General features: G+C 70.4%; 26 protein-coding genes. 15 read left to right on the top strand and 11 right to left on the bottom strand.

The annotated features are described in order from the left end of the window. The first annotated feature begins 63 nt into the window (after window positions 1–63). A complete protein-coding gene (locus BWI15_RS24750) occupies window positions 64–1,980 on the top strand; it encodes an N-acetylmuramoyl-L-alanine amidase (RefSeq protein WP_077016832.1) in 1,917 nt (638 codons plus the stop codon). A 3-nt stretch (window positions 1,981–1,983) separates the two neighbouring features. Beyond that, on the top strand, window positions 1,984–2,709 hold the full coding sequence (locus BWI15_RS24745) for a nucleotidyltransferase domain-containing protein (protein WP_077016831.1): 726 nt from the start codon (window positions 1,984–1,986) through the stop codon (window positions 2,707–2,709). On the opposite strand, the gene BWI15_RS24740 is transcribed toward BWI15_RS24745, so the two are convergent. Genes BWI15_RS24740 through BWI15_RS24725 form a run of 4 tightly spaced genes read right to left on the bottom strand, consistent with a single transcriptional unit; the run spans window position 2,676 to window position 5,441 of the window. After that, a complete protein-coding gene (locus tag BWI15_RS24740; RefSeq protein ID WP_269087191.1) occupies window positions 2,676–3,266 on the bottom strand; it encodes an AAA family ATPase in 591 nt (196 codons plus the stop codon). The genes BWI15_RS24745 and BWI15_RS24740 overlap by 34 nt on opposite strands. Before the next feature lie 22 nt (window positions 3,267–3,288). After that, window positions 3,289–3,759, bottom strand: coding sequence for a YbaK/EbsC family protein (locus BWI15_RS24735; RefSeq protein ID WP_077016829.1), 471 nt, complete (start codon window positions 3,757–3,759; stop codon window positions 3,289–3,291). Window positions 3,760–3,769: 10 nt separating this feature from the next. Beyond that, window positions 3,770–4,795 (bottom strand): DUF4037 domain-containing protein, encoded by a 1,026-nt coding sequence (locus tag BWI15_RS24730; protein ID WP_077016828.1) that lies wholly within the window; start codon window positions 4,793–4,795, stop codon window positions 3,770–3,772. 37 nt (window positions 4,796–4,832) lie between these two features. Next, the gene (locus BWI15_RS24725) at window positions 4,833–5,441 is read right to left on the bottom strand and encodes a DM13 domain-containing protein (protein WP_077016827.1); all 609 of its coding nucleotides are present in this window, start codon (window positions 5,439–5,441) and stop codon (window positions 4,833–4,835) included. A gap of 361 nt (window positions 5,442–5,802) precedes the next feature. Here BWI15_RS24725 and BWI15_RS24720 point away from each other — a divergent pair, with 361 nt between their 5' ends. Together BWI15_RS24720 and BWI15_RS24715 are read left to right on the top strand one after the other, a co-directional pair. After that, window positions 5,803–6,162: a DUF6504 family protein gene (locus tag BWI15_RS24720; protein WP_077016826.1), complete on the top strand. Its 360-nt coding sequence runs from the start codon at window positions 5,803–5,805 to the stop codon at window positions 6,160–6,162. Further along, window positions 6,159–6,632, top strand: a complete 474-nt coding sequence (locus BWI15_RS24715; RefSeq protein WP_077016825.1) for an SAV_6107 family HEPN domain-containing protein — start codon at window positions 6,159–6,161, stop codon at window positions 6,630–6,632. Before BWI15_RS24720 ends, BWI15_RS24715 begins: the two co-directional genes overlap by 4 nt. Before the next feature lie 666 nt (window positions 6,633–7,298). On the opposite strand, the gene BWI15_RS39510 is transcribed toward BWI15_RS24715, so the two are convergent. Continuing rightward, window positions 7,299–7,967, bottom strand: a complete 669-nt coding sequence (locus BWI15_RS39510) for a hypothetical protein (RefSeq protein ID WP_168197368.1) — start codon at window positions 7,965–7,967, stop codon at window positions 7,299–7,301. Between the two features lie 177 nt (window positions 7,968–8,144). Here BWI15_RS39510 and BWI15_RS39505 point away from each other — a divergent pair, with 177 nt between their 5' ends. Continuing rightward, window positions 8,145–8,309 carry a hypothetical protein gene (locus tag BWI15_RS39505; RefSeq protein WP_168197367.1) on the top strand — a complete coding sequence of 55 codons (165 nt, stop codon included), beginning with the start codon at window positions 8,145–8,147 and terminating at the stop codon, window positions 8,307–8,309. A gap of 331 nt (window positions 8,310–8,640) precedes the next feature. Continuing rightward, entirely contained in the window at window positions 8,641–9,387 is a 747-nt protein-coding gene (locus BWI15_RS24705; protein ID WP_077016823.1) for a class I SAM-dependent methyltransferase, read from the top strand. Here BWI15_RS24705 and BWI15_RS39500 read toward each other — a convergent pair. The 3 genes from BWI15_RS39500 to BWI15_RS24695 form a co-directional block, all read right to left on the bottom strand. After that, the gene (locus BWI15_RS39500) at window positions 9,377–9,535 is read right to left on the bottom strand and encodes a hypothetical protein (RefSeq protein ID WP_168197366.1); all 159 of its coding nucleotides are present in this window, start codon (window positions 9,533–9,535) and stop codon (window positions 9,377–9,379) included. The two genes, BWI15_RS24705 and BWI15_RS39500, sit on opposite strands and share 11 nt — an antisense overlap. 62 nt (window positions 9,536–9,597) lie before the next feature. Beyond that, a complete protein-coding gene (locus tag BWI15_RS24700; protein ID WP_077016822.1) occupies window positions 9,598–9,792 on the bottom strand; it encodes a ferredoxin in 195 nt (64 codons plus the stop codon). Between the two features lie 96 nt (window positions 9,793–9,888). After that, window positions 9,889–11,046 carry a cytochrome P450 gene (locus BWI15_RS24695; protein ID WP_237771442.1) on the bottom strand — a complete coding sequence of 386 codons (1,158 nt, stop codon included), beginning with the start codon at window positions 11,044–11,046 and terminating at the stop codon, window positions 9,889–9,891. A gap of 205 nt (window positions 11,047–11,251) precedes the next feature. Here BWI15_RS24695 and BWI15_RS24690 point away from each other — a divergent pair, with 205 nt between their 5' ends. Next, window positions 11,252–11,725, top strand: a complete 474-nt coding sequence (locus tag BWI15_RS24690; RefSeq protein WP_237771441.1) for a DUF3040 domain-containing protein — start codon at window positions 11,252–11,254, stop codon at window positions 11,723–11,725. Window positions 11,726–11,887: 162 nt separating this feature from the next. Beyond that, window positions 11,888–12,418, top strand: a complete 531-nt coding sequence (locus BWI15_RS39740; protein ID WP_193432187.1) for a DUF6458 family protein — start codon at window positions 11,888–11,890, stop codon at window positions 12,416–12,418. A 52-nt stretch (window positions 12,419–12,470) separates the two neighbouring features. Here BWI15_RS39740 and BWI15_RS24680 read toward each other — a convergent pair whose 3' ends face one another. From BWI15_RS24680 to BWI15_RS24670, 3 genes are read right to left on the bottom strand one after another with little or no spacing between them, the layout of a single operon-like run. Next, window positions 12,471–14,837 (bottom strand): transglutaminase family protein, encoded by a 2,367-nt coding sequence (locus tag BWI15_RS24680; RefSeq protein ID WP_077016821.1) that lies wholly within the window; start codon window positions 14,835–14,837, stop codon window positions 12,471–12,473. Next, on the bottom strand, window positions 14,834–16,120 hold the full coding sequence (locus BWI15_RS24675; RefSeq protein WP_077016820.1) for a DUF58 domain-containing protein: 1,287 nt from the start codon (window positions 16,118–16,120) through the stop codon (window positions 14,834–14,836). Before BWI15_RS24675 ends, BWI15_RS24680 begins: the two co-directional genes overlap by 4 nt. A 3-nt stretch (window positions 16,121–16,123) precedes the next feature. Further along, on the bottom strand, window positions 16,124–17,062 hold the full coding sequence (locus tag BWI15_RS24670; protein ID WP_441327727.1) for an AAA family ATPase: 939 nt from the start codon (window positions 17,060–17,062) through the stop codon (window positions 16,124–16,126). 362 nt (window positions 17,063–17,424) lie between these two features. Between BWI15_RS24670 and mraZ the strand changes: the two genes are divergently transcribed. The 7 genes from mraZ (at window position 17,425) to mraY (ending at window position 26,170) form a co-directional block, all read left to right on the top strand. After that, window positions 17,425–17,856 carry a division/cell wall cluster transcriptional repressor MraZ gene (gene mraZ / locus BWI15_RS24665; RefSeq protein WP_077016819.1) on the top strand — a complete coding sequence of 144 codons (432 nt, stop codon included), beginning with the start codon at window positions 17,425–17,427 and terminating at the stop codon, window positions 17,854–17,856. 436 nt (window positions 17,857–18,292) lie between these two features. Then, on the top strand, window positions 18,293–19,270 hold the full coding sequence (gene rsmH / locus BWI15_RS24660; protein WP_077016818.1) for a 16S rRNA (cytosine(1402)-N(4))-methyltransferase RsmH: 978 nt from the start codon (window positions 18,293–18,295) through the stop codon (window positions 19,268–19,270). Continuing rightward, window positions 19,270–19,884 (top strand): hypothetical protein, encoded by a 615-nt coding sequence (locus BWI15_RS24655; protein WP_077016817.1) that lies wholly within the window; start codon window positions 19,270–19,272, stop codon window positions 19,882–19,884. Before rsmH ends, BWI15_RS24655 begins: the two co-directional genes overlap by 1 nt. Before the next feature lie 4 nt (window positions 19,885–19,888). Continuing rightward, window positions 19,889–22,114 carry a peptidoglycan D,D-transpeptidase FtsI family protein gene (locus BWI15_RS24650; RefSeq protein WP_077016816.1) on the top strand — a complete coding sequence of 742 codons (2,226 nt, stop codon included), beginning with the start codon at window positions 19,889–19,891 and terminating at the stop codon, window positions 22,112–22,114. 65 nt (window positions 22,115–22,179) lie between these two features. Beyond that, complete coding sequence (locus tag BWI15_RS24645) at window positions 22,180–23,706, top strand: UDP-N-acetylmuramoyl-L-alanyl-D-glutamate--2,6-diaminopimelate ligase (RefSeq protein WP_193432186.1); 1,527 nt, start codon at window positions 22,180–22,182, stop codon at window positions 23,704–23,706. Then, a complete protein-coding gene (locus BWI15_RS24640) occupies window positions 23,703–25,097 on the top strand; it encodes a UDP-N-acetylmuramoyl-tripeptide--D-alanyl-D-alanine ligase (RefSeq protein ID WP_077016815.1) in 1,395 nt (464 codons plus the stop codon). Before BWI15_RS24645 ends, BWI15_RS24640 begins: the two co-directional genes overlap by 4 nt. Then, window positions 25,094–26,170: a phospho-N-acetylmuramoyl-pentapeptide-transferase gene (gene mraY, locus BWI15_RS24635; RefSeq protein ID WP_077016814.1), complete on the top strand. Its 1,077-nt coding sequence runs from the start codon at window positions 25,094–25,096 to the stop codon at window positions 26,168–26,170. The genes BWI15_RS24640 and mraY overlap by 4 nt, the downstream gene beginning before the upstream one ends. Window positions 26,171–26,237: the final 67 nt, after the last annotated feature.

Below are 26,237 nucleotides of genomic sequence, written 5' to 3'. Positions count from 1 at the left end.
CCGAGAGTGAACAGGCTGCCGGTCTGTGTGACCGCCACACACTCCAGATCAGGGAGATCGAACATGCGTCGTCGTCCGAAGATTCTCGCCGCACTGGCCGCGCTGGCGCTGCCCATAGCCGCGACCGGCGTGTCGTCCGGGGCTCCACCCGCCGCGGTCGCGGCCACGCCGGCGCCTGGGCTGGCGGCCGCGTTCCAGTCGGCCGCGCAGCAGTACGGCGTACCGGAGTCCGTGCTGCTGGCCGTCTCGTACGCGGAGACCCGCTGGGACGACCACAAGGGCCAGTCGAGTACGTCGGGCGGCTTCGGCCCGATGCACCTGACCGCTGCCGACCCCAGTGAGCTGGTGGAGCGCTCCTCCGGCCAGAAGCTGGCCAAGGGTGAGTCGCTGCGCACTCTGTACACCGCGTCGGATCTGACCGGGCTGGACCCGGCTGCGCTGCGCACCGACGCGGCGGCCAACGTCGCGGGTGGTGCCGCGCTGCTGGCGTCGTACCAGAAGTCGCTGGGGCTGCCGGTCGGTGCTGACACCTCTGCAGCCGACTGGTACGCCGCCGTCGCTCAGTACTCCGGCTCGTCGGACCGCGTCGGCGCTTCGACCTTCGCCGACGACGTCTACGCGATCCTGGCCCGCGGTGCGGCCCGTACGACGAACGTCGGCCAGCAGGTGAGCATGCCGGCGCTGAAGGTGACGCCGCAGCGCGAGCAGCTGTCGCGGCTGAAGCTGTCCGGTGCTGCCCGGGACACGGCGGCGTCGGACGTGGAGTGCCCGACTCAGCTGAACTGCGAGTGGCTGCCCGCGCCGTACCAGGTGACCGCGCCGGGTGACTACGGCAACCACGACCTGGCGAACCGGCCGAAGACCGGCAAGATCGACTACATCGTCATCCACGACACCGAGACCAGCTGGCAGGGCACGCTGAACCTGGTGCAGGACCCGACGTACGTGAGCTGGCAGTACACGATGCGCTCGTCGGACGGCTACACCTGGCAGCACGTGAAGGCCAAGGACGTCGCCTGGCACGCCGGCAACTGGTACGTGAACATGCACAGCATCGGGATCGAGCACGAGGGCTTCGCCGCCCAGGGCGCGACCTGGTACACCGAGGCGCTCTACCGGAACTCGGCCCGGCTGGTGAAGTACCTGGCGAAGAAGAACAACATCCCGCTGGACCGCGCGCACATCATCGGCCACGACCAGATCCCCGGCACGCTGCCGTCCACGGTGGCCGGCATGCACTGGGACCCGGGACCGTACTGGGACTGGGAGCACTACTTCGACCTGCTCGGCGCGCCGATCTACGGGCACCAGATCTTCCCGGTGAAGGCCGGCTCGATCGTCACGATCAAGCCCGGATTCGACGACAACGTGCAGGTGGTCACCAACTGCACCGGCCCCGGGACGACGTGCGCGCCGCAGGGCACGAACTTCGTCTACCTGCGACAGGCCCCGGACGACGCCGCGCCGCTGGTCAAGGACCTCGGCCTGCGCCCGGGTTCGTCGGCCTCGACGACGCAGGTGTCGGACATCGGCGCTCGGGCGGCTGCTGGTTCGCGGTACGTCGTGGCACAGCGCTCGGGGGACTGGGTCGCCGTGTGGTACCTCGGCGCGCTGGCGTGGTTCAAGAGCCCGGCCTCGGCGCCTGACGCCTTCGCGAAGCCCGGTCTCGTGGTCAAGCCTAAGCCGGGCAAGGTGTCCGTGCCGGTCTACGGCCGCGCGTACCCGGAGCAGTCGGCGTACCCGGAGGGGATCCCGTACCAGGCGGTGACCCCGCTGCAGTACTCGATCGGCGCGGGCCAGGCCTACCCGGTCGGCGACGCGACCATCGAGACCGACTACTACCGGGCCACGACCTTCGACGGCCAGCCGCCGACGGACCACGTCCAGGTTCTCGGTAAGGACCGGTACTACCTGATCTGGTTCGGCCACCGGATGGCCTACGTCCGGGCCGCCGACGTGGACCTGCGTCCGGCCGTCTGACGCATGACCGACGAAGCCGTCCAGTCGCTGCTGGACGGCTTCGTCGCGTCCGCTCGCGAGGTGCTCCCGGTCGAGGCGATCTGGGTGCACGGCTCGCTGGCTCTCGGTGACTTCGTCCCGTCCCGCAGTGACCTGGACCTGGTGTGCGTGACCTCCGGACCGGCGGATCCGGCGACGATCAAGCGGATCCACCGGTCCCTGGACTCGCCGCTCGGGCGCCGGCTGCATTGCACGTATCTGCCTCGCGATGCCTTGGCCGACGCTGCGCTTCGGCACCCGACCTTCGCGCAGGAGCGATACTTCAGTCGTCCGGTGACCCCGGTCACCCGGCGCGAGCTGTCGCTGGGCGACCGGGCGCTGACCGGCCCACCTCCCTCGTCGTTGCTCCCGGCAACCACCGACGAGGAGCTGGCCGCCTTCGTCCGCCGTGACCTGCTGACCTTCTGGTACCCGGTCACCAGGAAGCGTGCGCCGTGGCGGCGGGACATCTGGGTCGACCTCGGGCTGGTCACGCTCGCCCGCGCCGAGGCCACGCTGCGGACCGGCGCGCTGATCACCAAGGGCGAGGCGCTCGACCGCCTGATCGCCCTGGACGCGCCGTCGGCCGTGGTGAACGACATCCGCCGCCGCCGGTACGGCGGTGCGCTCGACAACTCGGTCAGCTGGCGCCTGCACCGCGCCGAACTGACGCGTACCTACTTGCGGAAGAAGATCCCCGCGATCGCCTGACACAGCTCGTCCTCGGTCCGGCCGCCGTCGACCTGGATCGCGTTCAGGTGCAGGGCTTTCGTCTGCTCGGCCAGGCGGGTGGTGAACAGGTGGTCGCGGGTGAGGAGGTTGCCGAGGGCCCGGGTCGGGTCGCCGGTGGTGTTCGCGAGGTGCCAGGTGGTGCCGCGGGTGTCGAAGGCGTGCCGGCGGAACTCCGGAGTGGGGAGCAGCCAGACGGCTTGGTTGCTGTTGGCAAGGAGTGGCGCGACGAGTTCCGGGAGCAGGCGGAAGCCTTCGGCGACCACCGGCTCGGGGGTGGCGGTCAGGTCCTCGACAATGTGCTCGAAGCCCTCGCCGCGGAACCAGTGGAACGTCTCCAGCATCACGTCGGGGGAGCGGGTCGCCCAGCGCTCGTCCATGTCCATGGCCAGGAAGCGATGCAGCTCCGGCGCGCTGTCCGGCGTACTGCGGGCGGCGTGGTCGCTCATTGCGTCGTCGGTCGAGTAGTAGCGCAGGCCGTGCTCGGCGGCGATGCGCTGGGCAACGGTCGATTTGCCGGCGCCGCTGCCGCCGCCGATCCAGTAGACGTGCTCCAGCGGGCTAATTGACGACCACCGGGGTGCCGTTGGTGAGACGCAGCAGCTCGTCGTACGTGGTCGGGAAGACCGAGTGCGGGATGCCGGCTGCCGCCCAGACCACGTCGTACTGGTCGAGGGCGGTGTCGACGAGCGTGCGGACCGGCGCCGGGTGACCGACCGGTGCGACGCCGCCGATCGCCTGGCCGGTGTGCTGCTTCACGAAGTCCGGGGTGGCTCGCTTGAGCTTGGTCAGTCCGAGCTCGGCGGCGAGCTTCGCGGTGTCCACCCGGTGCGCGCCGGAGGTGAGGATCAGTACCGGCGTGCCGTCGCCGTCGAAGATCAGGCTGTTCGCGATCGCGCCGACCTCGCAGCCGAGCTCCGCGGCCGCGGCAGCCGCGGTCGGCACTGCTTCGTCGAGGATCCGGATCTCAACGGTGGCGCCGGCGGCTGCCAGTGCGTCCGCGACTCGCTGGACGTTGGGATGAGTGCTCACGTGCGTGACCTTACTTCTCGAAGACGGTGATCAGACGCCGGTACGCTGCCGGGTTGCTGAGCAGATCGGTGTTGTCGGCGAACTGGTCGATCGAGCCGACCAGCTCGAGCTCCCGCAGGCGGGAGTCCTGTACTCGCGTCACGCAGGCCTCGGCGAACCGCCCGGCGTCCAGCACGGTCGCCGGGCGCTCGTGGAACTGCCTCGGCGTCGGATCGACGTGGTCGGTGACGCCCAGCTCGTTGTGCCGCCGCGCCACCAGTTCGTACGCCGTGACGAGTGCGTGCTCGCGATCGACTTGATCCTGGGCGCTGACGGCCGCGGCCAGCGCCTGGTCGAGCTTGTCGGGGTGGTCGAGCCGGCTGAACGCCGTACCGAGCCATTTGGAGTACGGCGCGTAGGTGCGGTCGATCAGCAGCGCAAGGCGCATCACGTCGCGGGCCAGCCGGGCGGCGAGGATGCGGGAGCCGAGCTCGTCGCCGACCTCGAACGTGCGCTGGACGAACGGTTCCTCCTGGGCGATCCGGGACCACTGGCAGGCGAGCATCCAGATCCAGACGTCGTCGGGGTACCAGCGGAGGGTGTCGCGGATCGGCTGGAGCCGCCCGTCGTCGGCGTACACGGCTCCGGCGACGACGCCGAGCAGCTTCTGCTGCGGGGTGATCAGCCAGTTCGCCGTACTGAGGTCCGTGGTGGCGTCGAAGCCGAGCAGGTCGACGAGCCAGTCGGCGACGGTCGTCACGGTGATGTGGTGGACCGGATGCTGGGTGTCCCAGCCGAAGCGGACGGGGTGGCCTCGGTAGTCGTCCGGCAGGTTCTGCTCGACCAGTTCCTTGACCCGCTCGACGTCGCTGTCGTCCACGAACACATGCAGCCGGGGGCCCCAGCCGTGGTCGGTGGATCGCTGCGTGTCGTACCCGAGCACGTCGGAACCCCAGCCGAGCAGGCCCGCGGCGTACGGGGTGGTGCCGAGCAGCGGACGGATCACGTCGGTGTGGAAGCCGCGGCCGAGCTCGCGGGCCGGGGTGAAGGCCGTCATGCGTCCCGACCCTAGAGGCGTGACGCTCGGTGAAGCATCAGGTTTTCAGCTCGGCCGCACCGAACGAGACGTTGAACCGGTCGCACCAGATCGTGACGCTGCTGAACGTGGACAGGTCGACGTCGGCCGGGATCGGGTAGTTCTGGCTGCCCTTGTTGCCTTTCAGCTTGCCCAGGTTGTGGTACTTGCCGTCGTCGAAGACGTGCCAGCCGGCCTTGCCTTCGCGGACCGGCGCGTCGCTCAGCCAGACCTTCAGGTCCGGGCCGTCCGACGTGTCCAGACCCTCGATCCGCAGGGTGCGGGAGCCGTTCGGCAGTCGGAGGATCGCGACCGTGCCCGAGGTGTCGTGCTCGTGACTGATCAGCCGCCCCTGACCGAGCGTGACCGGCGCCTGGGCGGGCGTGCTCGGCCGATCACCGGAAATTGTCGGTGGCGCCGGTGAGGATGAGGGCATGACGGACGGAGAAGCGGTGACGGGCGTTGCGGGACCGGCGGTGGACACCGTCGCCGGCGGCCCGCCCGGCAGTGCCTCGTCGACGACCGTGTCGGTGAACACCCGCCACGGCTGGAACAACGGCAGCGCGACCGCTGCCGCGACGACGGCTGCACCGGCGGCCACGGCGATCACCGTGCGGTTCGGGGTCATCGGTTCGCTCGCTCTCGTTCGTCCGGTCCGGAGTGGGGCCCACGGAGGGGTGGCACCAGTCTGGCCGGAAGGCGCCGGGCGTGGGGCGCGCCGGGGATTACGGCCCGTTGACGTCTGTCGGCGGGCGGGGCTACGCTGTGAGTGTTCGAACAGATGTTCGATTGCCTCGGATCCGGGCTCGTCGGGAGCCCGGTGCGAGGGGATCGGCACAACTGCTCGGCTCCGGTGCGGAGTTGCGGCCGCATCGGTGACCGGTGGTCCCGGTGGGCCGGGCGCCGTGGTGGACCTCGACCCCCACCTGGCGCCCACCCACCGGGCCACTGCCCAGGGGAAGACGTTCGCACTCAGGAGGCGATGGAGCATGTGGGAGTTCGACGAAGCCGTTGAGGTGCGTTCCGGCGTCGTGGACGGCATCGAGTCTCCGGAGCAGTTCCTCTGGCGCGGACGCCTCTGGCGGGTCTGCTCGGTCGAGGCGCACTGGACCGAGACCGCCGCCTGGTGGGAGCGCGGCGTGATCGGCTCCGGCATCGGTTCCACCGCCACCGCGATGGCGGGGGCATCATCCGCGGCCGTCGGGGTGTTGGACTCCGAGTGGGGGCCGCAGCGCGCGGTCTTCCGCGTGGAAGCAGGCTGCGGCCGGCAGGGCCGGCGCGAGATGTTCGACCTCGCGCACGACCCCGACTCCGGCCGCTGGCAACTGGAAAGGGTGAGTGACCGATGACCGTTTCACCGGTTTCCCCGGCCGCCGCGGGGTCGGCGACCCGCGACCTGTCCCGGGCCCGCGCGGCCCTGGCCGAGGCACGGGAGACGAACGACCACCTGCTCAAGTACTCCAGCGCCCACGTCGCCGCCCTGCGCGTCGCCGCCGCGGTGCTCGCCGTCCGGGCCCGCCCGGTCCGCTCGGGCCCGAGGCGCCGCGTCCAGCGCAACGCCTGGGTCCTGCTGGCCGAGGTCGCCCCGGAGTTCGCCGAGTGGGCGTCGTTCTTCGCCGCCGGCGCAGCCCAGCGCGCCGCCGCCGAGGCCGGCCTGGAGCGCGCCGTCACCACCCGCGAGGCCGACGACCTGATCCGCGAGGTCGAGACCTTCTACGGCCTGGTGGAAGAGAGCCTGCACCTGACCACCCAGCAGTCCCAGCCCAAGTACTCCGACCCCCAGTCGGTCCTCGCCCAGCCCTGGATGCAAGCGAGCTGACCCCCCGATCCGGGCGGCCTCATCACCCGCCCACCCACCTGAAGGACCCCGGCCCGCCAATCCACCGGGGTCCTTCAGCTTGTGCGGGGGTGCGGTGGCCAGTAGGGCGCACGTTCGCCGGTGAGGGCTTCAGTCGGTACGGCGTACGTCCGCGGGGAGTCCTTCGGGCGGTACGGCGTACGTCCGCGGGGAGTCCTTCGGGCGGTAGGGCGTACGTCCGCGGGAGTGTCCATCGGAGAACGGCGTAAGTCCGTCGGGTGTCCTTCCGCGGTTTCACCGGCGGCTGGCTCGGACGGGGGAAAGCGAGAAACCCGGCACCGCCCGGCAGTCCGTACGGCGTGCACCACGCCGCAGCGGCACGCGTCCCCGCCCGGCTCATCAGCAGCCCGGCGACAGCGGGGAGGACCGACTTGCTCCGCCCGGCAGCCCGTACGGCGTGCGCATCCCGCGGCAGGTGTCCTCATCCGGATCATCAGCAGCCAGGCGACAGCGGAAGAGCACCAACTTGCTCCGCCCGGCAGCCCGTGCGGCGTGCACCACGCCACGGCGGCACGCGTCCTCGCCTGGCTTCTCAGCAGTCCGGCGGCACGGGGAGAGAACCGACTCAGTCCACCCGGCAGCCCGTACGGCGTACGCACCCCGCGACAGGCGTCCTCATCCGGCTCATCAGCCGTCCGGCGACAGCGGGGGAGAGGACCGAGTTGCTTCGCTCGGCAGCCCGTACGGCGTGCGCACCCCGCGACAGGTGCCCTCATCCGGCTCATCACCAGGCCGGCGACAGCGGGAGAGCGCCAACTTGCTCGCCCGGCAGCCCGCCCGGCTTCTCAGCAGCCCGGCGACAGCGGGGGAGAGGACCAACTCGACCCGCCCGGCAGCCCGTACGGCGTGCACTACACCGCGGCGACGTGCGGTATCGACGTTCAGCCGCCGCGGCGAACCCTCCAGATCGCGGAGCAGCGCGCTCGCGCGGGCTGCGATCACCCTGCCGCCGTCGGGCTCGTCGCCCAGGTCCTGCATCAGCTGCAGGACACGCGGGATCGCGACCGGGAGGTTGCCGTCGCCGCCTGGTCGGTCACCAGCAAGTGCACGCCGTCGGTGAACCGGCGCGAAGAAGGTGAGCCCTCCGAGACGCAGCGGGCGGTCGAAGCGTTCGACGCGAGCGCACCCCAGTTCGGTCGGGCGTCCACGGATCGGCACCGGCGCCCAGAGCACGCCGGCCAGCCGGTCGACCAGGATGTCGAGCAGGCTCTGCGGACTCGGCGAGGGAAGCGGTGCGGGACGACCCGGCAGCCAACTCGCCCCGCAGGGCGTCGTTGAACAGTTGGCCGCTGGCACCCGTCTCGATCGCCGAGGGACGTAGCTGTCGGTGTCGTACCTCGTGAGTATGAGCACGAGGCGCAGCTGGACCAGTTCGGTTTCGCCGCTGGTCGGGATCTGGCAGGGCCTGGGCTGTCAGCTTTCCGCGTCCTCGCCGCGCGAGCGGAGGCCGAGTCGCGCAGTTCCCTGATCGCCGTGACGTTCACCCCGGGGATCCGCAGGTCCGTCAGCATCACGTCCGGAGTCGCTTGGGACAGCTTCGCCCGGCAGGCCCGGCTGGCCGACACGGCGCAACGGTTCTTCAGCGAGTCCCAGACCGCGGGATCGAGGGTCCGTGCCAGCGGGGCCGCTCCCCGCTGACTCGCCGGCGGCTCGGCGACCTGGCGCGGCTGGCGGTGGCCGCTGGTCGGCAGCCCCGCTCGCGGGTGAACTGGTTGTAGTACCAGCTCCTCCATGGTGAACGGCGGCACGACACAGCGGCAGCGCCGCCTCGAGGCGGCGCACCGGCGCCGGGTCACCCGGCAGTGAGTCGGTTATGTCGGCGTGGCGATCGGCAGCAACGCCTTTGGGGGTTGACCGGGGCTCCGGTGCGGGGGAGGCGGGGCGGTGGCAAGTAGGGTGTGGGACGCGGGAGGACCAGTGGGTCCGCCGGCGTGATCAGCGGGGTTCGGGCTTACGAGGAGGGGTTTTGATGGTCGACCGACGTCGGCGTTCGTTGCGGACGGCGCTGGTGGCCGAAGCTCTTCGGGTGGCGCTGGCTGGGCGGCTCCGGACCGACCCGGCCGCAGGGCTCGACATCGTGGATCTCGGCGGAGGCACCGGCGGTTTCGCGGTGCCGTTGGCGGTCGAGGGGCACCGGGTGACCGTGATCGATCCGAGCCCGGACGCGCTGGCGTCGCTGGAACGGCGGGCGTCCGACGAGGGCGTCAGCAAGCTCGTGCGCGGAGTCCAGGGCGATGCCGCGGACCTGTCCGAGGTGGCGGGCGAGGCGAGCGCCGACGCGGTGCTCTGCCACGGGGTGCTCGAGGTCGTCGACGACCCGGCGCAGGCGCTGCAGGCGATGGCGTCGGTGTTGCGCGAGGGCGGCGTACTCAGCCTGTTGGTTGCCCAGCGCAACGCTGTGGTGCTGGCTCGCGCGCTGGCGGGGCACCTCACCGAGGCTCGCACCGCGCTGCAGGATCCGGACGGACGCTGGGGTGCGGCGGACCCGATGCCGCGCCGGTTCGACGAGACGGCGATCGTGGGGCAACTGGCCGAGGCCGGGTTCATGGTGCACACCGTGCATGGTGTTCGGACCTTCACCGATCTGGTCCCGGCCGCCATGGTCGACTCCGAGCCAGGTGCCGCCGAGGCGCTGGCCGACCTCGAACGCGCCGCCAGTCAGCACCCGGCCTTCCGGGCGTTGGCGCCTCAGCTGCACATCCTCGCTACTCGCTGACGCAGAGCGCGCGAAGCGGGGGTGAGCGGACCCAGGTGATCGGCTCGTCGGGCTTGATCGGGTGGTTGGTGCGGTAGATCCACGTGGTCGCGCCGTGGTTCACCAGCAGGTCGGCGTGCTCTGACGGCGGCTCACCGACCTCGGGCACCGGCAGCGTCTTGGCGCCGGAGACAGGGGTTGGTGGGTGGTGCGCGTCGGGAGGAGAGATGGCTAGTCGACCACCTGAATCGCCCGCGCCGGGCAGAGTACCGCCGCCTCGCGCACCTGCGACGACAACGACTCCGGCGGATCCGGCGTCACCAGTACGACGATGCCGTCCTCGTCTCGCTGGTCGAAGACTTCGGGAGTCGTCAGCACGCACTGACCGGAGGCGATGCAGGCGTCCTGGTCGACGGTGACCTTCACGAGGATTCCTCCAGGGACATCAATTCGAACGCACAATCAGTTGCCCCCGGCATCGGATACGCCGGATGAGCGGTCTGCTCGAGCGTCATGGTCAGGTCACCACGTCACCGGCAGCGCGTGCACGCCGTACACGATCGCGTCGTGCTTGAACGGGATCTCCGCCAGCGGCGCCGCCCGGCGCAGCGTCGGGATCCGGCGGTAGAGCGTGCTGTAGACGACCCGCAGCTCCATCCGCGCCAGCGGCTGGCCGAGGCACTGGTGGATTCCGAAACCGAAACCGACGTGGCGCTTGGCGTCGCGGCGCAGGTCGAGGCGGTCGGGGTCGGGGAAGACCTCCGGGTCCCGGTTCGCGATGTCGTTGGGGAAGACGATGCCGTCGCCGGCGCGGATCGTCTGGCCGGCGATCTCGATGTCCTCCAGCGCCACCCGGGTCAGGCCGAGGTGTGTGATGGTCAGGTAGCGCAGCAGCTCCTCGACAGCGCTGTTCACGATGGCCGGATCGTCGGAGTCCCGCAGTACGGCGAGTTGGTCCGGGTGTTCGAGCAGGGCGAGCGTGCCGAGGGCGATCATGTTCGCGGTGGTTTCGTGCCCGGCGACCAGCAGCAGGACGCCGATCCCGGCGGTCTGTTCGCGGGTCAGCTCCCCGGCGGTCACGCGCGCGGCCAGCTCGGTCAGGACGTCATCGCCCGGTTCGGTGGTCTTCCGGCCGACCAGGTCGTCCAGGTACGCCGTGAGCCGCTCGCGCGCCGCCATCCGCTCTTCGAGCGGCGTCTCGATCGTGATCAGTGCCTTGCTGGTGACCTGGAAGAACTCGTGGTCGTCGTACGGGACGCCGAGCAGCTGGCAGATCACCAGCGACGGCACCGGCAGCGCGAACGCCTCCATCAGGTCCGTCGGTCGCGGCCCGGCCAGCATCGCGTCGATCAGGTTGTCGACGATCTTCTGCACGCCCGGCTCCATCGCGCGGACCCGCTTGATCATGAACGGCGCGGTCACCATGCGCCGCAGCCGGGCGTGCTCCGGGTCGTCCATCGAGATGAACCCGACCGAGCTGCCGGTTCTGGGAATGTTTGGCTGCAGGATCGGGAACCCGTGCTGGTTCCGGTCGGAGCTGACCCGGTCGTCGGCCAGCAGGGCCCGCTGGTGGGCGAAGTGGGTGACCAGCCACGGCGTACTGCCGTCCAACAGCCGTACTTTGGACAGCGGCTCGGCGGCCGCAGGGCGCGCAGCTCCGGCGGCGGGTCGAACGGGCAACCAGTTGCCTTGGGCATCGGATAGGACGGCTGCGCAGCGGCGTCGAGCGGCATCGCGTCACCTTCTGTCATCGGTCGGTGCCTGTGCGTACAGCTTCGCTCTCAGTCAGATTTAAGTCAAGTGCCTGACTTAAACACTTGTTGGGAATCGGCCGATCCGGATCGGTTGCCGTACCGTGACGCGCGGGACAGGCGGTCAGGGTTTCGTGGACCGCACCGGCGGCCTAGACTGGTCTCGGCCTATCGAGATCGCGCTCACCATGGAGGGATCGACGGTGCCCCTCTCGGAAGAAGAGCAGCGCCAGTTCGAGCAGCTCGAACGTGCCCTCGCTGCGGAAGACCCGAAGTTCGTCTCCGCCATGCGAGGGACCAATGTGCGCTTGTACTACAAGCGCCGGGCAGTTCTGGCCGGCGTTGGATTCGTGCTGGGCATCGTCATTCTGATGGCCGGCGCGATCATCCCCAACACCATCATCGGCGTCATCGGCTTCGTGGTGATGGTGGCGTGTCTGTACGTCGCGGCGCTGAGCATGAAACGCATCAGCAACGCCGGCGACGGCGACGACCTGCCGCCGCCTCCGCCGCCCAGCAAGAAGCACCGGACCAGACACGAGTCGTCCGGCAGCTTCATGGAGCGGATGGAAGACCGCTGGCGCCGGCGGCGCGACGAGGACCTCTGACCGCCGGCTGAGCGAATCCTGCGACCACACCCGCGCTCCGCGCCGGGTGTGGTTCTGGTTTGCGCTGCGATACATCACTCCCGGTGACTGTGGGTACCGGTGGACCGCACCCGTACAGGGCGGTCCAGCCGACCGCCACGGTCGTCGTTGGGAGTCGAGAGTATGAGCATCGGTGTCGGGATCTTCCTCATCGCCGTCGGCGCGATCCTCGCCTTCGGAATCCGGGACGACGACGCCGGGGCGGTCGATCTGACCGTCGTCGGGGTGGTGATCATGCTGGCCGGCGCGGCCGGGATCTGGTTGTCGTACAAGATCACCAACGACCGCCGCCGGGTGCCGACCGACGCGATCGATCCGGCGGTCGAGGAGCAGTACCGCACGATCGAGGCGAGCCACGCGCACGACCAGCACCACACCCGCGTCGAGCACGTGACGGACGGTCACGCGTCCAAGTCCCCGGTGACGAAGCCGGCCAAGCCGCGGACCACCCCCACTCAGTCGACCAGTCCGCAGCCGGTCCAGTCGGAGCTCGGCGACCACTTCGACCCCGTGCAAGCGGTGGACAAGCCGCGCACCGCGCCGCCGGCCGACGAGCTGCCGGTCACCGAGCAACCGCCGAGCACCGAGCGCACGGTCGAGCTCGATCCCTCGGCCAGCGGCCTGCCCGAGCAGCCCCGTCGCCGCAGCCGCTGACCACCCACGAACAAGAACCCCCGGTCCAGGTGGACCGGGGGTTCTTTGTCGTTCAGTCCGCGTGCCTGCTGCGCCGGGGGACCAGCGACGTGCGAATTCTCGCCAGCAACAGGTCGAACTCGTCGAGCAGATCGGACGCCTCGGCGCTGCCGCGGTTCAGGTACCAGCGCCACGACGGCGGAAGCAACCGCGCCCGCCAGCGCCGTACGAGTTTCGCCTGACTCCACAGGGCCTTCCGTACGTCGGCCGCTTCGCTGCGCAGGTCGACCTCGACGTCCGTGACTACCGCGTACCGGACGGCCTCCAGGCCGCGCGCCAGCCGGCGAGCCTGCGGCTGGACCGGCTCCGGCACCTTCCCGGCCATCCACTCGCCGAGCTGTCGAGGAGTGGAGCTGTCGGACCAGTCCAGGCCGAGGTCACGCGAGGTGTCCCGGATCTCCGCCCACAACCCCTCGACCCCGGCACGTCCCGGCGGACGCGCGAACCGCCGCCGCCTGGTCAGCGACCGGATCAGCCACGGAATGCCGAGCAGGACGACGACGAGCAGGCCGATCCCGATCGCCTTGGCGCCGCCGTTGCTGAACCAGTTGCCGGTCTCGGTGACCGCGAGGCCGTTGTCGTCGGGCAGGTTCCGGTCGCCGGGGCGCTCGAGCTCCGGGTCCACCGAAGCGCCCGGCGTCGTCGGCGCGGTCGTCGGCGCGGTGGTCGGCGTCGACGGGACCGGAGCGGCCTGCTCGGTCCAGGTCGGGGTGGTCGCGACCCGCGCCGACGGCGTCGGCTCGAACCGGACCCAGCCGAGCCCCTGGAAGTAGAGCTCCGGCCACGCGTGCATGTCGTGCATCCGGACGACGTACTGGCCGTCCTTGCCGGCCTGGCCGGGCAGGAAGCCGATGCCGACCCGGGACGGGATGCCCGCCACCCGCGCCATCAGCGCCATCCCGGTGGCGAACTGCTCGCAGTAGCCGACCCGGTCGTCCAGCAGGAACATGCGCAGCGCCGTCATCCCGCTCTTGGTGTCGGTGTCGGTGCTGTAGGTGAAGTTGCCGTTGCTGCGGAAGAAGTTCTGCAGCAGGACCGCCTGCTGGAACCGGTTGCCCTTCGCGTCGGCGACGACGTCGTTGGTCAGCTGCCGGATCTCGTCCATGTTGCTGGTCGGGACCTGGCTGGTGTAGCTGTCCGGTTCGGCACCAGGCGGGGTGTCGCGCAGCAGCTCCGGCGTCAGCGGCAGCTGGTAGGCCTCCAGGTTGTAGTCCTTGCCGCCGACGACCCCGCCGTTCGTGGAGACGACGTCGAGGGAGGCCGGGTCATAGCGCCAGCGGTCCTTCAGCGAGATCGAGCGCAGTGGGTACGGCACCGGGGCGAACTGGGACCGGAAGCTCCGGCTCACCTCGACCTTCATCTTGGTGGTCGGCACCTTGGCGAGGTCGCCGTTGAAGCCCTGCGGCGGCAGCATGTCGGCGTTGGTGATCTTCTGCCCCTGGTTGCGCTGCGAGATCCGCCAGATGTTGCCGTCGAACTGGTCGAGCGCGGTCAGCCGCAGGTAGGTCCCGCCGGCCGGGCCGCCGGTGTAGGTCAGCGCGGTCACGTTGTCGCCGCGCTTGAGGTTCTTGCCCATGTCGAGCATCGGGTCGGTCGACGAGATCGAAGCCCCGATCCCGCCGCCGCTGCCACCGCCGCCGGCCAGGCCGTTGCCGATCACGCCTTCGGGCAACGTCGGCAGCAGAGCGGGCACCAGGGCGGCCAGCACGATCACGGTCAGCCCGATCCGGCGGCCGGCCTGGCCGAGCGCCGAGGCCTCGATCGGTTCGGAGGCGTCCAGGTGCGAGACGCCGGAGATCCGGCGCCCCCAGCGACTGAGTCTGGTCCGGCCCTCGGCCGACAGCAGCACGATGTAGCCGACGGCCGGCGGGATGAACAGCAGCGCCGGCAGCCCGCCGTGCACGGTCGCGGCCGGCACGGTGTACATGGTGAGCAGCAGCAGCCCGGCCCACGCGGCCTGCCGCAGCTGTACGGCGATCAGGTGGATCAGCAGTCCGGTCGCCGCGATCACCGACGCGGCGAACAGCGTCAGGTGGTCGTCGGGCGGCAGCGGCGCGCTGAAGCGGTTGATCGCGCTCATCGCGTTCACCATCTGCTGGTTGAACTCGAGCGCGGTCTCCTTCCACGGCACCAGCCCGAACCGCAGCGTGTCGCGCAGGAAGATCAGCGACAGCAGCTCGACCAGCACCGCCAGCTGCACCACCGGTACGACGATCCGCGGGGCGCGCAGGTTCTGCAGCAGGATCCCGGTGCCGGTGACGAGCGCGCACAGGAACGCGCTGATGAACAGGAACGGCCCCGAGAACACCGGCGCCAGCACCAGCGACCCGAGCACCGTCGCCGCCCACGCGGCGAGCGAGATTCTGACGTGACCTGTCATGCGATTCGTCCGCTCCTCAGTCCTAGGCCGGACCACACGGTCGGTAGATGGTCGCCGCGTCGCACCCGGGCCACGCGCCAGCCGTTGCGGCGGAGCTCGTGCTCGGTGGCTTCCGTGGCGGCGGCGAGCCGGTTGGCCTTTTCGGTGCCCTCGGCACCGACCGCCCAGGTGGCCGCGTCGAGCAGCAGCGCGACACCGGTGGCCTGGCCGGTCCGCCAGCGGTTCAGCGCGGTGACGTCGTCACTGGTGCAGGCACCGAGGACGGCGATCGCGAGACTGGGCTCCTGGATGTGCCGGTCCACGCCGAGCAGCGGGCCGATCTCGGCGTACTTGTGCTCCTCCACCGTGGCGCACTCGGTCAGCAGCTCCTGCGTGGTGAGCGGCTGGTGGACCGCGGTCGAGCTGCGGTGCGTGATCGCGGACAGCGTGGTCGGTCCGCCGAGCAGCGTGGTGACGTAGCCGCGGTGGATCCGGTCCGCGCCGATCGAGGCGACCGCGCTGACCGACCACTCCAGGCTGGACGACGGTCCGTGCCCGTGGTGCGAGATCGTGCGGGCGTCGAGGAAGATCGCGCACCGGCTCTGCCAGGGCTGCTCCTCGCGGCGCACCATCAGCGAGCCCCGGCGGGCGGTCGAGCGCCAGTGCACCCGGCGCAGGTCGTCGCCGTCGCGGTACTCGCGAACGGTGGCGTCCTCCTCGCCGGCCGACGCGATCGCGCGCGGCCGGTTCTCGCCGGAGCCGGCCCGGTCGGAGCCGAGCCGCACCTCGGGCAGCTTGTACACGCGCGGCGTGACCAGCAGATGCTGGCTGCGGGCGAAGGTCCGGCTGGTCTCGACCAGCCCGAACGGGTCGGCGACCGTCAGCATCAACGGCCCGACCTGGAACAGCCCCCGGACGTCCGACTTCACCGGGTAGGTGACCGTGCGCTTCCAGTTCGGGCTGACCCGGTCGACCACGAACCGCGGCCGGTGGCCGAGCACGTAGGGGATCCGGTCCTCCAGTAACAGCAGTCCGGCCGGCATCCGGCCCTCGTTGCTCAGCATGAGCTCGACGGTGGCCTGGCTGCCGACGGAGACCTGCGCCGGCGCGAGACTGCGGCGTACCTGCAGGCGGAGCCGGGTGCGGCCGACCACCAGCGCGGCCACCAGCGGCAGCGCGACCAGCAGGATGCCGACCCGCAGCAGATCCTTCTGGCCGAGCAGCAGTGCGCACAACGACGCGGTGATCCCGGCAGCGACGAATGCCCGCCCCCTGGTGGTGAGTCCGCGCAGTGCCTGCCTCATGTCTCAGTCCCGGCGGGTGCGGGGCAGCGGCACGGAGGCGACCAGCCCGGTGATGATGTCCGACGCGCCCCGCCCACCGAGGTGGGCCTCGGCTGCCGGCAGCACCCGGTGGGCCAGCACCGGTACGGCGAGCTCCTGGAGGTCGTCCGGCAGCACGAACTCGCGCGAGTCCAGCGCGGCGGCGGCCCGGGCGGCCCGGATCAGGTGCAGCGTCGCGCGGGGGCTGGCGCCCAGGCGCAGCTCCTGCGAACGACGGGTCGCACCGACCAGCGCGACGGCGTACTCCTTGACCGACTCCGAGACGTGCACCGAGTGGACGGTCTTGACCAGTCGCAGCACCTGCTGGCTGTCGGTCACCGGCTGCAGGTTGTTCAGCGGGTCGGTGGCGGAGTGGCCGTCGAGCATGCGCAGCTCCGCGGCCGGCTCGGGGTACCCCATCGAGACGCGCGCCATGAAGCGGTCGCGCTGCGCCTCGGGCAGGGGATAGGTGCCCTCCATCTCGATCGGGTTCTGCGTCGCGATCACCATGAACGGCGCCTCGAGCTGGTACGTCGTGGTGTCGACGGTGACCTGGCGCTCCTCCATCGACTCCAGCAGCGCGGCCTGGGTCTTCGGCGAGGCGCGGTTGATCTCGTCGCCGACCACGATGTTCGCGAACACCGCGCCCGGCTTGAACTCGAAGTCGCGGACCTCCTGGTTGAACACCGACACGCCGGTGATGTCCGACGGCAGCAGGTCGGGCGTGAACTGGATCCGGCGCACGGTGCAGTCGATCGAGCGGGCCAGAGCCTTGGCCAGCATCGTCTTGCCGACGCCCGGTACGTCCTCGATCAGCAGATGTCCTTCGGCGAGCAGCACGGTGACTGCTGTCTCGACGACGTCGGGTTTGCCTTCGATCACTGTCTCGATGGCTCGGCGGACCCGTCCCGCCACCTCCGTCAGCTCGTCGAAGTCCATGGCCGAGCTGGTCGCGGTGGTGCTCACCCTGAGTCCTCCCCATTGGTTGTTGGCCGACTCATTCTGACCCGGGCCCGGGGTCGGGCCTAGCCCTGCGCGGATTTCGTTACCGGGCGTTTCGGCACGGACGAAAGTAAGCCTCACCGCCGGTCGCTGATTCGTCACCGGTCGGCGTGGATCCTTCCCACCCAATGTACGAGGGGGAGCGAAATGGGCGCGGGGGAGCGAAACGGGGCGGATTTGGTTGACGGTGGGGCAAAGTGGAGTAAGGTGGAGCGCAGTGGTACTGATGTGGTGGACAACAGCTCGACCTGAGACGGAGAGTCCGCAACGGGGAGGTGGAGCGTGTGTTCCTCGGAACTCACTTCCCCAAGCTCGACGACAAAGGACGGCTGTTCCTGCCGGCGAAGTTCCGCGACGAACTCTCCGAGGGTCTGGTGATCACCCGCGGACAGGAGCGATCGCTGTCCGTGTGGCCCGAAGCCGAGTTCGTACAACTGACCGAGCAGCTGAAACAGGCTCCGATCACCAACAAAGGTGCCCGGGACTACCTGCGGATGCTGTTCGCCGGAGCCTCGAACGAGGTGCCGGACAAGCAGGGCCGGGTCACCATCCCGCCGATGCTGCGCGATTACGCAGGACTGGATCGCGACTGCGTCGTCATCGGGGCGATGAACAGGGTGGAGATCTGGAACACGGAGAACTGGAACAGGTACTCCGAGGAGCAGGAGCAGGCGTTCGCCGACCTGTCCGAGGAGGTACTGCCCGGGATCTTCTGAGCAGCACCGAGCAAGGCCTTGCCGCAAGAGGACAAGTGGTCGCCGTACGTCCGGTGAGATCACGGGTCCGACTTCCGACTCGGGTGTTGGCGCCACTTCCCCGGCGCCAAGGCCACGGGTACTTCCCCGGGAGGCGAACCCGCGATCTGACCGGACGGACAGTTTGCTCCACTTCGCTCCACCCGACATTCCAGTCGCCCCCACAAGCAATACGGCAGGACACACCACCCGCGGGGGCAGGGTCGCTCCCGCGGCTACGGAAGGGTCGAGATGGACGGTGCTGAGCGCGACGCGCAGGGAACGGGTGGGCTGACGCCATGACCGTTCTGATGCCGCGCCTCCGGCACGGCGGGTCATGGGGCTCGAACTCCCGCCCTTCCCTCGTCACTTCGGTCGCTTTGCTCCCTCCGCTCCTCAGTCCAGGGCGGGAGGCCCCATGACCGGTCCCCAGCAGCCGTCCGAGCGCCATGTCCCCGTCATGCTCGACCGGGTCGTCGCTCTGCTCGCGCCGGCTCTCCAGCAGCCCGGGTCCGTCCTCGTCGACGCGACGCTCGGGCTCGGTGGGCATTCCGAGGCGTTCCTGCAGCGCTGCCCCGAAGCCCGGCTGATCGGGCTCGACCGGGACCCCGCCGCGCTGCGGCTGGCCGGTGAGCGCCTGGCGCCGTACGCGGATCGCACCACGTTCGTGCACGCCGTGTACGACGAACTGCCGCGCGTGCTCGACGACCTCGGCGTTCCCGCGATCGACGGGATCCTGTTCGACCTCGGGGTGTCGTCGATGCAGCTGGACGAGACCGACCGTGGGTTCGCCTACTCCCAGGACGCGCCGCTGGACATGCGGATGGACTCGACCGCGCCGACCACGGCCGCGGACATCCTGAACACCTACAGCGCGGCCGACCTGGCCCGGATCCTGTTCCAGTACGGCGAGGAGAAGTTCGCCCGCAAGATCGCCGACCGGATCGTCCGGGCCCGGGAGACCGAGCCGTTCACCAACAGCGCCCGGCTGTCCGAGCTGGTCCGCGACGCGATCCCGCAGGCGGCCCGCCGGACCGGGGGACACCCGGCCAAGCGGACCTTCCAGGCGCTGCGGATCGAGGTCAACGGCGAGCTCGAGGTGCTGCGCCGCGCGCTGCCGGCCGCGGTCGCGGCGCTCGCGCTGCACGGGCGGATCGTGGTGATGAGCTACCACTCGCTCGAGGACCGGATCGCCAAGCAGACCCTGGCCGCGGGCACGAAGTCCGACGTACCGGACGACCTGCCGGTGATCCCGGCCGGGCACGAGCCGTACCTCAAGTTGCTGACGCGGGGCGCCGAACGGCCGACCGAGGAGGAGCTGGCGGACAACCCGCGGGCCGCCTCGGTCCGGGTCCGGGCCGCCGAACGGGTCCGCGTGAAAGGGCTGGTGGCCTGATGAGTACTGTCTTCAGCCCGTCGAAAGCACGGGTCACGCCGGCCGCACCGGTCAAGAAGCAAGAGCCGAAGCTGCGGATCGTGTACGGCGCGCCGTTCCGGCCGCCGCGGATGCCGTTCGTCCTGTTCGTGGTCGCGCTGCTCGCGGCCGGACTGGTCGGCCTGCTGCTGCTCAACACCGAGCTGCAGCGCGGCACGTTCCAGGTGACGGCGCTGAACCAGCAGGCCGACCAGTTGCGCGACCAGCAGGAGCAGCTGGAGCGGCAGGTCCGCACGCTGGAGTCGCCGCAGAACCTGGCCGACCGGGCGCTGCGGATGGGCATGGTGCCGAACCCGAACCCGGTGTTCCTGCGGCTGTCCGACGGGCGGGTGCTCGGCGTACCGGAGGAGGGCAAGGCGGGGTCCGGCGCTGCCATGTTCGGCCCGGAGCAGCAGCCGGTGAAGCCGAAGCCGAAGCCGCCGGTCGCCTCACCGCCACCAGCCGGTACGGCGCGGCCGCCCGCGAACACGACCGCCAACCCACCGGCCGGTACGACGGTGAACCCGCCGGCCGCCACGACCACCAAGCCGCCTGCGGCCACGACCACAGGGACCAACCGACCGACCGGGGGATGATCGGATGACGGAACGACGGGGAGACGAGCCACCACGCAAACGTGGCGAGCCGGGGCGAGGCAACCCGCCCCGCAAGGCTCCGTCGTCCCGTCGTCCCGCCACAGAGAGCGGCCGCCCGGCTGCACAGCGTCCCCGCCGCCCGGCTCCGGACGAGCGGAAGCGCAGAGAACCACGTCAGCGCGAGGACCAGCCGCGTCGGCGCCCCGTAGAGCCACGACGGACGCGGGACGAGCAGGAAGCACCGCGGCGAGCCACCAAAAAGACCGCCGCCAGCCGGCCGCGCAAGAGTGCCGACAGCGCCCGGCGCGTCGGGCCGGACGGCCGACCGCAGGCCAGGAAGGTCGGCCCGGACGGGAGGCCGCTCGCCAAGAAGACCGCGGCTCCGCGCAAGCGCCCGCCGCAGAACCGGCGGCCGCCGCGCAAGCCGCGGCCGAAGAAGCCGCCGCGGCTGCTGAAGCTCGGGCGGCCGACGCTGCGGCTGCGGGCGACGTTCGTGGTGATGGCCTTCGTGCTGTCGCTGTTCGCCGGCCGGTTGGTGATGCTGCAGGGCGTCGACCCCGACCGGTACGCCGCCGCCGCGGTGCGCGAGAACACCAAGCCGTTCGTGCTGCACGCCTCGCGTGGCTCGATCCTGGACCGCAACGGCGTCCCGCTGTCGGTGTCCGAGGACGCGGTGGCGATCACCGCCGACCCGACCCAGACCGCGAAGATCGCGAGCCAGCTGGCCGGCGTCCTGGCGCCCCGGCTGTCGTCGACCGACTACGCGACGCTGATGAAGAAGCTCACCGGCAAGGGCCGGTACGTCGTGCTCGCCAACCAGGTCAGCCCGCAGACCTGGAACCAGATCACCGACGAGATCAAGCGGCGCAACACCGCGATCAAGGACCAGAACAAGGGCCTGCCCAAAGATCAGCACAAACCGTTGCTGGCCGGCCTCTACACCGAGGCCGACCCGGTCCGCAGTCACCCCAACGGCACCATCGCGGCCAACGTGGTCGGCGTGGTCGGTGCCGAGGGCAAGGGGCTGGCCGGGCTGGAGTACGGCCTGAACGACAAGCTGTCCGGCCAGGACGGCAAGGCGATGTACGAGGTCGACGCCAAGGGCAACAAGATCCCGAACGCCGACCACACCGTCGAGGAGCCGAAGCCGGGCCTGACCGCGCAGCTCACCCTGGACGCCGACCTGCAGTGGTTCGCCGAGCGGCGGATCGAGCAGGCGGTCAAGCAGTGGAAGGCCAGCTCGGGAACGGTGGTCGTGATGGACACCAAGACCGGCGAGATCCCGGTGATGGCCAACTACCCGAGCTTCGACCCGAACAAGCCGGTCAAGACCAGCGCGCTGAAGAACCGCGCGCTGGAGCAGGTCTACGAGCCGGGCAGTGTGCAGAAGGTGGTCACGATGGCGGCGCTGGCCGACGCCGGGCTGATCTCGCTGGACACCAAGCTCAAGGTGCCCGGCTCCTACACCGTGCAGCGGCGGACCATTCGCGACCACTTCGACCACGGTGTGCTGAACCTGACGATGGCCGGCGTGATCGCCAAGTCGTCGAACGTCGGCACGATCATGGCGGCCCAGCAGATGCCGGTCACGGACTTCGTGCACTACCTGAAGAAGTTCGGCTTCGGCGAGCCGACCGGGATCGACTTCCCCGGCGAAAGCCGCGGCCTGATGCCGCCGGGCGACGAGTGGAGCGAGCTGACCCGGTCGAACGTCGCGTTCGGCCAGGGGCTGTCGGCCAACGCCGTCCAGATGGCCGCGGCGGTCAACGCGGTGGCCAACGGCGGGGTCTACATGCCGCCGAAGCTGGTGAAGAACTGGATCGACGCGGACGGCAACGTCACGCCGAACAAGGCCGCCGAGCCGCGCCGCGTGGTCAGCGAGTCGGCCGCGAAGCAGGTCTCGACGATGATGGAGGCGGTCACCGCCGACAACGGCACCGCGCCGCAGGCCGCGATCGCGGGCTACCGGGTGGCCGGCAAGACCGGAACGGCGCAGCAGGTCGACTCGGCCTGCGGTTGCTACCGCAAGTGGGCGACGTCTTTTTCCGGATTCGCTCCGGCCGACAACCCGCGGTTCGTGACGTACGTCGTACTTCAGGACCCGACCAACGGGCGCGGTGGTGGTTTCCAGGGAGGTCCGGTGTTCCGGGACGTGATGAGCTACGCGCTGCAGAAATACGCCGTACCGCCGACCGGTGCGAAGCAGCCGAACGTTCCGATCACCTGGTGACCGCCCGCACGGTGACCGAGGGTCAGGTAGGTGTCACAGGCCCCGGAACGGTAGCCTCTGGGGCCGTGTCCACCCCTACCGCCGCAGGCGGAGCCGTAGCCGCGATCAGGCCGCGGCACACCGTACCGGTCGCCCTCGCCGACCTGGCCAGAACCGCCGGAGCCGACGTCCCGGCGGGTGCCGCCGAGGTCCTGGTCACCGGCGTCTCGCTCGACTCCCGCTCGATCCGCCCCGGCGACCTGTACGCCGCTCTGCCGGGCGCCGCGACGCACGGCGCGGCCTTCGTCGCCGGTGCGCAGGCGAGCGGAGCGGTCGCCGTACTGACCGATCCCGCCGGGGTCGAGCGTGCGCTGACGGCCGGGCTGCCGCTGCTGGTGGTCTCCGACCCGCGCGCTGTGCTCGGCGCCGTCGCCTCCAAGGTGTACGGCGAACCGACCAAGGAGCTGCGGCTGCTCGGCGTCACCGGCACCAACGGCAAGACCACCACGAGTTTCCTGCTCGATGCGGTGCTGCGCCGGCTCGGCCCCGCCGCTCTGGTCGGCACGATCGAGACGCGGATCGGCGACCAGGTCGTGAAGAGCGCGATGACCACGCCGGAGGCGACCGACCTGCAGGCGCTGTTCGCGGTGATGCGCGAGCAGCAGGTGGCCTGGTGCGCGATGGAGGTCTCCAGCCACGCGCTGGCCAAGGGCCGCGTCGACGGCGCCCGCTATGCGGTCGCCGGCTTCACGAACCTGAGCCAGGACCACCTGGATTTCCACAAGACGTTCGAGGAGTACTTCGCCGCGAAGGCGTCGCTGTTCACCCCGCAGCGGTGTGATCTGGCCGTGGTGAACATCGACGACAAGTACGGCCGGCGCCTGGCCGCGCAGACCGTCGTCCCATTGGTGACCGTCTCCACCACCCGCGACGCTGACTGGACCGTCGCCGGGACCCACCAGTCCGAGCACGGCAGCACGGTGATCGACGTCCGTGGTCCGGACGAACAGCTGACGATCGAGATCGTGCTGCCCGGCGACTTCAACGTGGCCAACGCGCTGCTCGCGGTCGCGATGCTGCGGCAGGTCGGCGTCCCGGCCGACGAGATCGCCGCCGGTCTGCGCGACGCGCGGGTGCCGGGCCGGATGGAGACCTTCCAGCGCGACGGCCTCGCGGTGATCGTCGACTTCGCCCACACCCCCGACGCGGTGGAGCTGGCGCTGCGCGCCGCCCGTGGCGCGACCAAGGGCCGCCTGTACGCCGTGGTCGGCTGCGGTGGCGACCGCGACCCGTGGAAGCGCCCGGCGATGGGCGCCGCCGCGGCCCGGGCGGCCGACGTGGTGATCGTCACCGACGACAACCCGCGCAGCGAGGACCCGGCCGCGATCCGCGCCGCCGCGCTCGAGGGCGCGCGCGCCGCCGTACCGGACGTGGACCTGCGCGAGGTCGGCGACCGGCGGGCCGCGATCCGGACCGCGATCGAGCTGGCCGGCCCCGGTGACACGGTGGTCGTGCTGGGCAAGGGCCACGAGACAGGCCAGGACGTCGGCGGCGTGATCCACCCGTTCGACGACCGTCAGACAGTGCGTGAGTTGTTGGAGGAGACCCGGTGATCCCTGTCAGTTGCGGTGACATCGCCAAGGCCGTGGGCGGTGAGCTCGCCGGTGCCGATCCGGCGGCCGTCGTCGACGGCGCGGTGGCGAAGGACTCGCGCGAGGTGGTCCCGGGCGGTTTGTTCGTCGCGCTGCCCGGCGAACGCGTCGACGGCCACGACTTCGTGCCGGCCGTCACCGAGGCGGGCGTGACGGTCTCGCTGACCACCCGGCCGGTCGAGGGCTGTCCGTGCATCGTCGTGGCCGACACCCAGGCGGCGCTCGGTGAGCTGGCCCGGTACGTCGTGGCGCAGCTGCCCGACCTGACCGTGATCGGGCTGACCGGCTCGCAGGGCAAGACCAGTACCAAGGACCTGATCGCTCAGCTGCTCACGCCGTACGGCGCGACGGTGGCACCGGTCGGCTCGTTCAACAACGAGATCGGCCACCCGCTGACCGCGCTGCAGGCCGACAGCTCGACCCGGTTCCTGGTCGCCGAGATGGGTGCCCGGCACACCGGCGACATCAACTACCTGTGCCGGATCACGCCGCCGAAGGTCGGCCTGGTGCTGAACGTCGGCCACTCGCACATCGGCGAGTTCGGCAGCCAGGACGCGATCGCGGTGGCCAAGGGCGAGATGATCGAGAACGTCGTCGCCGGCGGGATCGCGGTGCTGAACGCCGACGATCCGCGGGTGGCCGCGATGGCGTCGCGGACCGAGCAGACCGTGCGGACCTTCGGCGAGGCGCCGGAGGCCGACGTCCGCGCCACGGGCGTCAAGGTCGACGGCGAGGGCCGGCCGAGCTTCACGTTGCACACCGACGGGCAGAGCTTCGACGTCCAGCTGCAGCTGATCGGTGAGCACAACGTCTCCAACGCGCTCGCCGCCGCCACGGCCGCTCTCGCGGTCGGGCTGACGCCCGAGCAGGTCGCGAACGGGCTGAACACGGCCTCCCGGGTCTCGCAGGCCCGGATGGAGGTCACCGAGCGCGCGGACGGCGTGACGGTGATCAACGACGCCTACAACGCCAACCCCGACTCGGTCCGCGCCGCGCTCAAGGCGCTGGTCGCGATCGGGCGCGCCCGCGAGGCCCGCACCTGGGCGGTGCTCGGCGAGATGCTCGAGCTGGGCGACACCTCGTCCACCGAGCACGACGCGGTCGGCCGCCTGGCGGTCCGGCTGGACGTGAACCGGCTGGTCGCGGTGGGCCCGGGCGCGAAACCGATTCATCTCGGCGCCTCGCTGGAGGGCTCGTGGGGCAACGAGTCGGCGTACTTCGACACGATCCCCGAAGCGCTCGAGCTGCTCCGGGCCGAGCTGCGCAGTGGTGACGTCGTCCTGGTGAAGTCCTCCAAGGCGTCGAACCTGCGCAGCCTGGCCGACGCGCTGCTCGAGGAGGGCGCGTCGTGATCTCGATCCTGTTCGCGGGCGCGATCTCGATGGTCCTGACCCTGCTCGGCACCCGGTGGGCGATCGCCGTCCTGGCCAAGCGTGGTTACGGCCAGGAGATCCGCGACGACGGCCCGACCTCGCACCACACCAAGCGCGGTACGCCGACGATGGGCGGCACGGTGTTCATCGTGGCCACCATCGTCGGCTACTTCGCCGCCAAGCTGCTGACCGGCAAGCCGCCGAGCGCCTCGGCGCTGCTGGTGCTGTTCCTGTTCGCGGGCATGGGCGCGGTCGGCTTCCTGGACGACTTCATCAAGATCTTCCGCCAGCGCAGCCTCGGCCTGCGCAGCAAGGCGAAACTGGCCGGGCAGACGATGGTCGCGGTGGTGTTCGCCGTGCTCGCGCTGCAGTTCGAGGACAACCGCGGCCAGACGCCGGCCTCGCCGTTCATCTCGTTCATCCGCGACATCAACTGGCTGCACCTGGCTCCGGTGCTGGTGGTGATCTGGATCCTGCTGCTGATCGCCGGCATGTCGAACGGTGTGAACCTCGCCGACGGCCTGGACGGTCTGGCCACCGGCGCGTCGATGATGGTGTTCGGTGCCTACACGCTGATCTGCATCTGGCAGTCCAACCAGAGCTGCGCGACCGCGCCGGGCTCCAAGTGCTACGAGGTCCGGGATCCACTCGACCTCGCGGTGGTCGCGGCGGCGCTGACCGGCGCGCTGTTCGGCTTCCTGTGGTGGAACGCGTCACCGGCCAAGATCTTCATGGGTGACACCGGTTCGCTGTCCCTGGGCGGCGCGGTGGCCGGCTTCGGCGTGATGACCCGGACCGAGCTGCTGGTCCTGCTGCTCGGTGGGCTGTTCGTCATCATCACCGCGTCGGTGATCCTGCAGGTCAGCTGGTTCAAGATCACCAAGCGCACCGGTGGAGTGGGCAAACGGCTGTTCCGGATGGCACCGCTGCAGCACCACTTCGAGATGCTCGGCTGGGAACAGGTCAACGTGGTGATCCGCTTCTGGATCATCTCGGGTCTGTGCGTCGCCACGGGTCTGGGTCTGTTCTACGCGGAGTGGGTGGCCGGATGAGCTGTGTTGTTTTGCCGCGCCTCCGGCACGGCGTGTCACGGGGCCTTGGTTCCCGGCCTTCCCTCGT

The organism is Kribbella sp. ALI-6-A (assembly GCF_001984195.1).
Classification (GTDB): domain Bacteria; phylum Actinomycetota; class Actinomycetes; order Propionibacteriales; family Kribbellaceae; genus Kribbella.
Note: the sequence above shows the minus strand (reverse complement) of the source record. Positions and strands in the feature narration are given on the sequence as shown.

Bases quoted from the DNA above. Each gene is read 5' to 3' on its own strand.
- BWI15_RS24750 (WP_077016832.1), top strand. From the start codon at position 64: ATGCGTCGTCGTCCGAAGATTCTCGCCGCACTGGCCGCGCTGGCGCTG.
- BWI15_RS24745 (WP_077016831.1), top strand. From the start codon at position 1,984: ATGACCGACGAAGCCGTCCAGTCGCTGCTGGACGGCTTCGTCGCGTCC.
- BWI15_RS24730 (WP_077016828.1), bottom strand. From the start codon at position 4,795: ATGACGGCCTTCACCCCGGCCCGCGAGCTCGGCCGCGGCTTCCACACC.
- BWI15_RS24725 (WP_077016827.1), bottom strand. From the start codon at position 5,441: ATGACCCCGAACCGCACGGTGATCGCCGTGGCCGCCGGTGCAGCCGTC.
- BWI15_RS24720 (WP_077016826.1), top strand. From the start codon at position 5,803: ATGTGGGAGTTCGACGAAGCCGTTGAGGTGCGTTCCGGCGTCGTGGAC.
- BWI15_RS24715 (WP_077016825.1), top strand. From the start codon at position 6,159: ATGACCGTTTCACCGGTTTCCCCGGCCGCCGCGGGGTCGGCGACCCGC.
- BWI15_RS24705 (WP_077016823.1), top strand. From the start codon at position 8,641: ATGGTCGACCGACGTCGGCGTTCGTTGCGGACGGCGCTGGTGGCCGAA.
- BWI15_RS39740 (WP_193432187.1), top strand. From the start codon at position 11,888: ATGAGCATCGGTGTCGGGATCTTCCTCATCGCCGTCGGCGCGATCCTC.
- BWI15_RS24680 (WP_077016821.1), bottom strand. From the start codon at position 14,837: ATGACAGGTCACGTCAGAATCTCGCTCGCCGCGTGGGCGGCGACGGTG.
- BWI15_RS24675 (WP_077016820.1), bottom strand. From the start codon at position 16,120: ATGAGGCAGGCACTGCGCGGACTCACCACCAGGGGGCGGGCATTCGTC.
- rsmH (WP_077016818.1), top strand. From the start codon at position 18,293: ATGACCGGTCCCCAGCAGCCGTCCGAGCGCCATGTCCCCGTCATGCTC.
- BWI15_RS24655 (WP_077016817.1), top strand. From the start codon at position 19,270: ATGAGTACTGTCTTCAGCCCGTCGAAAGCACGGGTCACGCCGGCCGCA.
- BWI15_RS24650 (WP_077016816.1), top strand. From the start codon at position 19,889: ATGACGGAACGACGGGGAGACGAGCCACCACGCAAACGTGGCGAGCCG.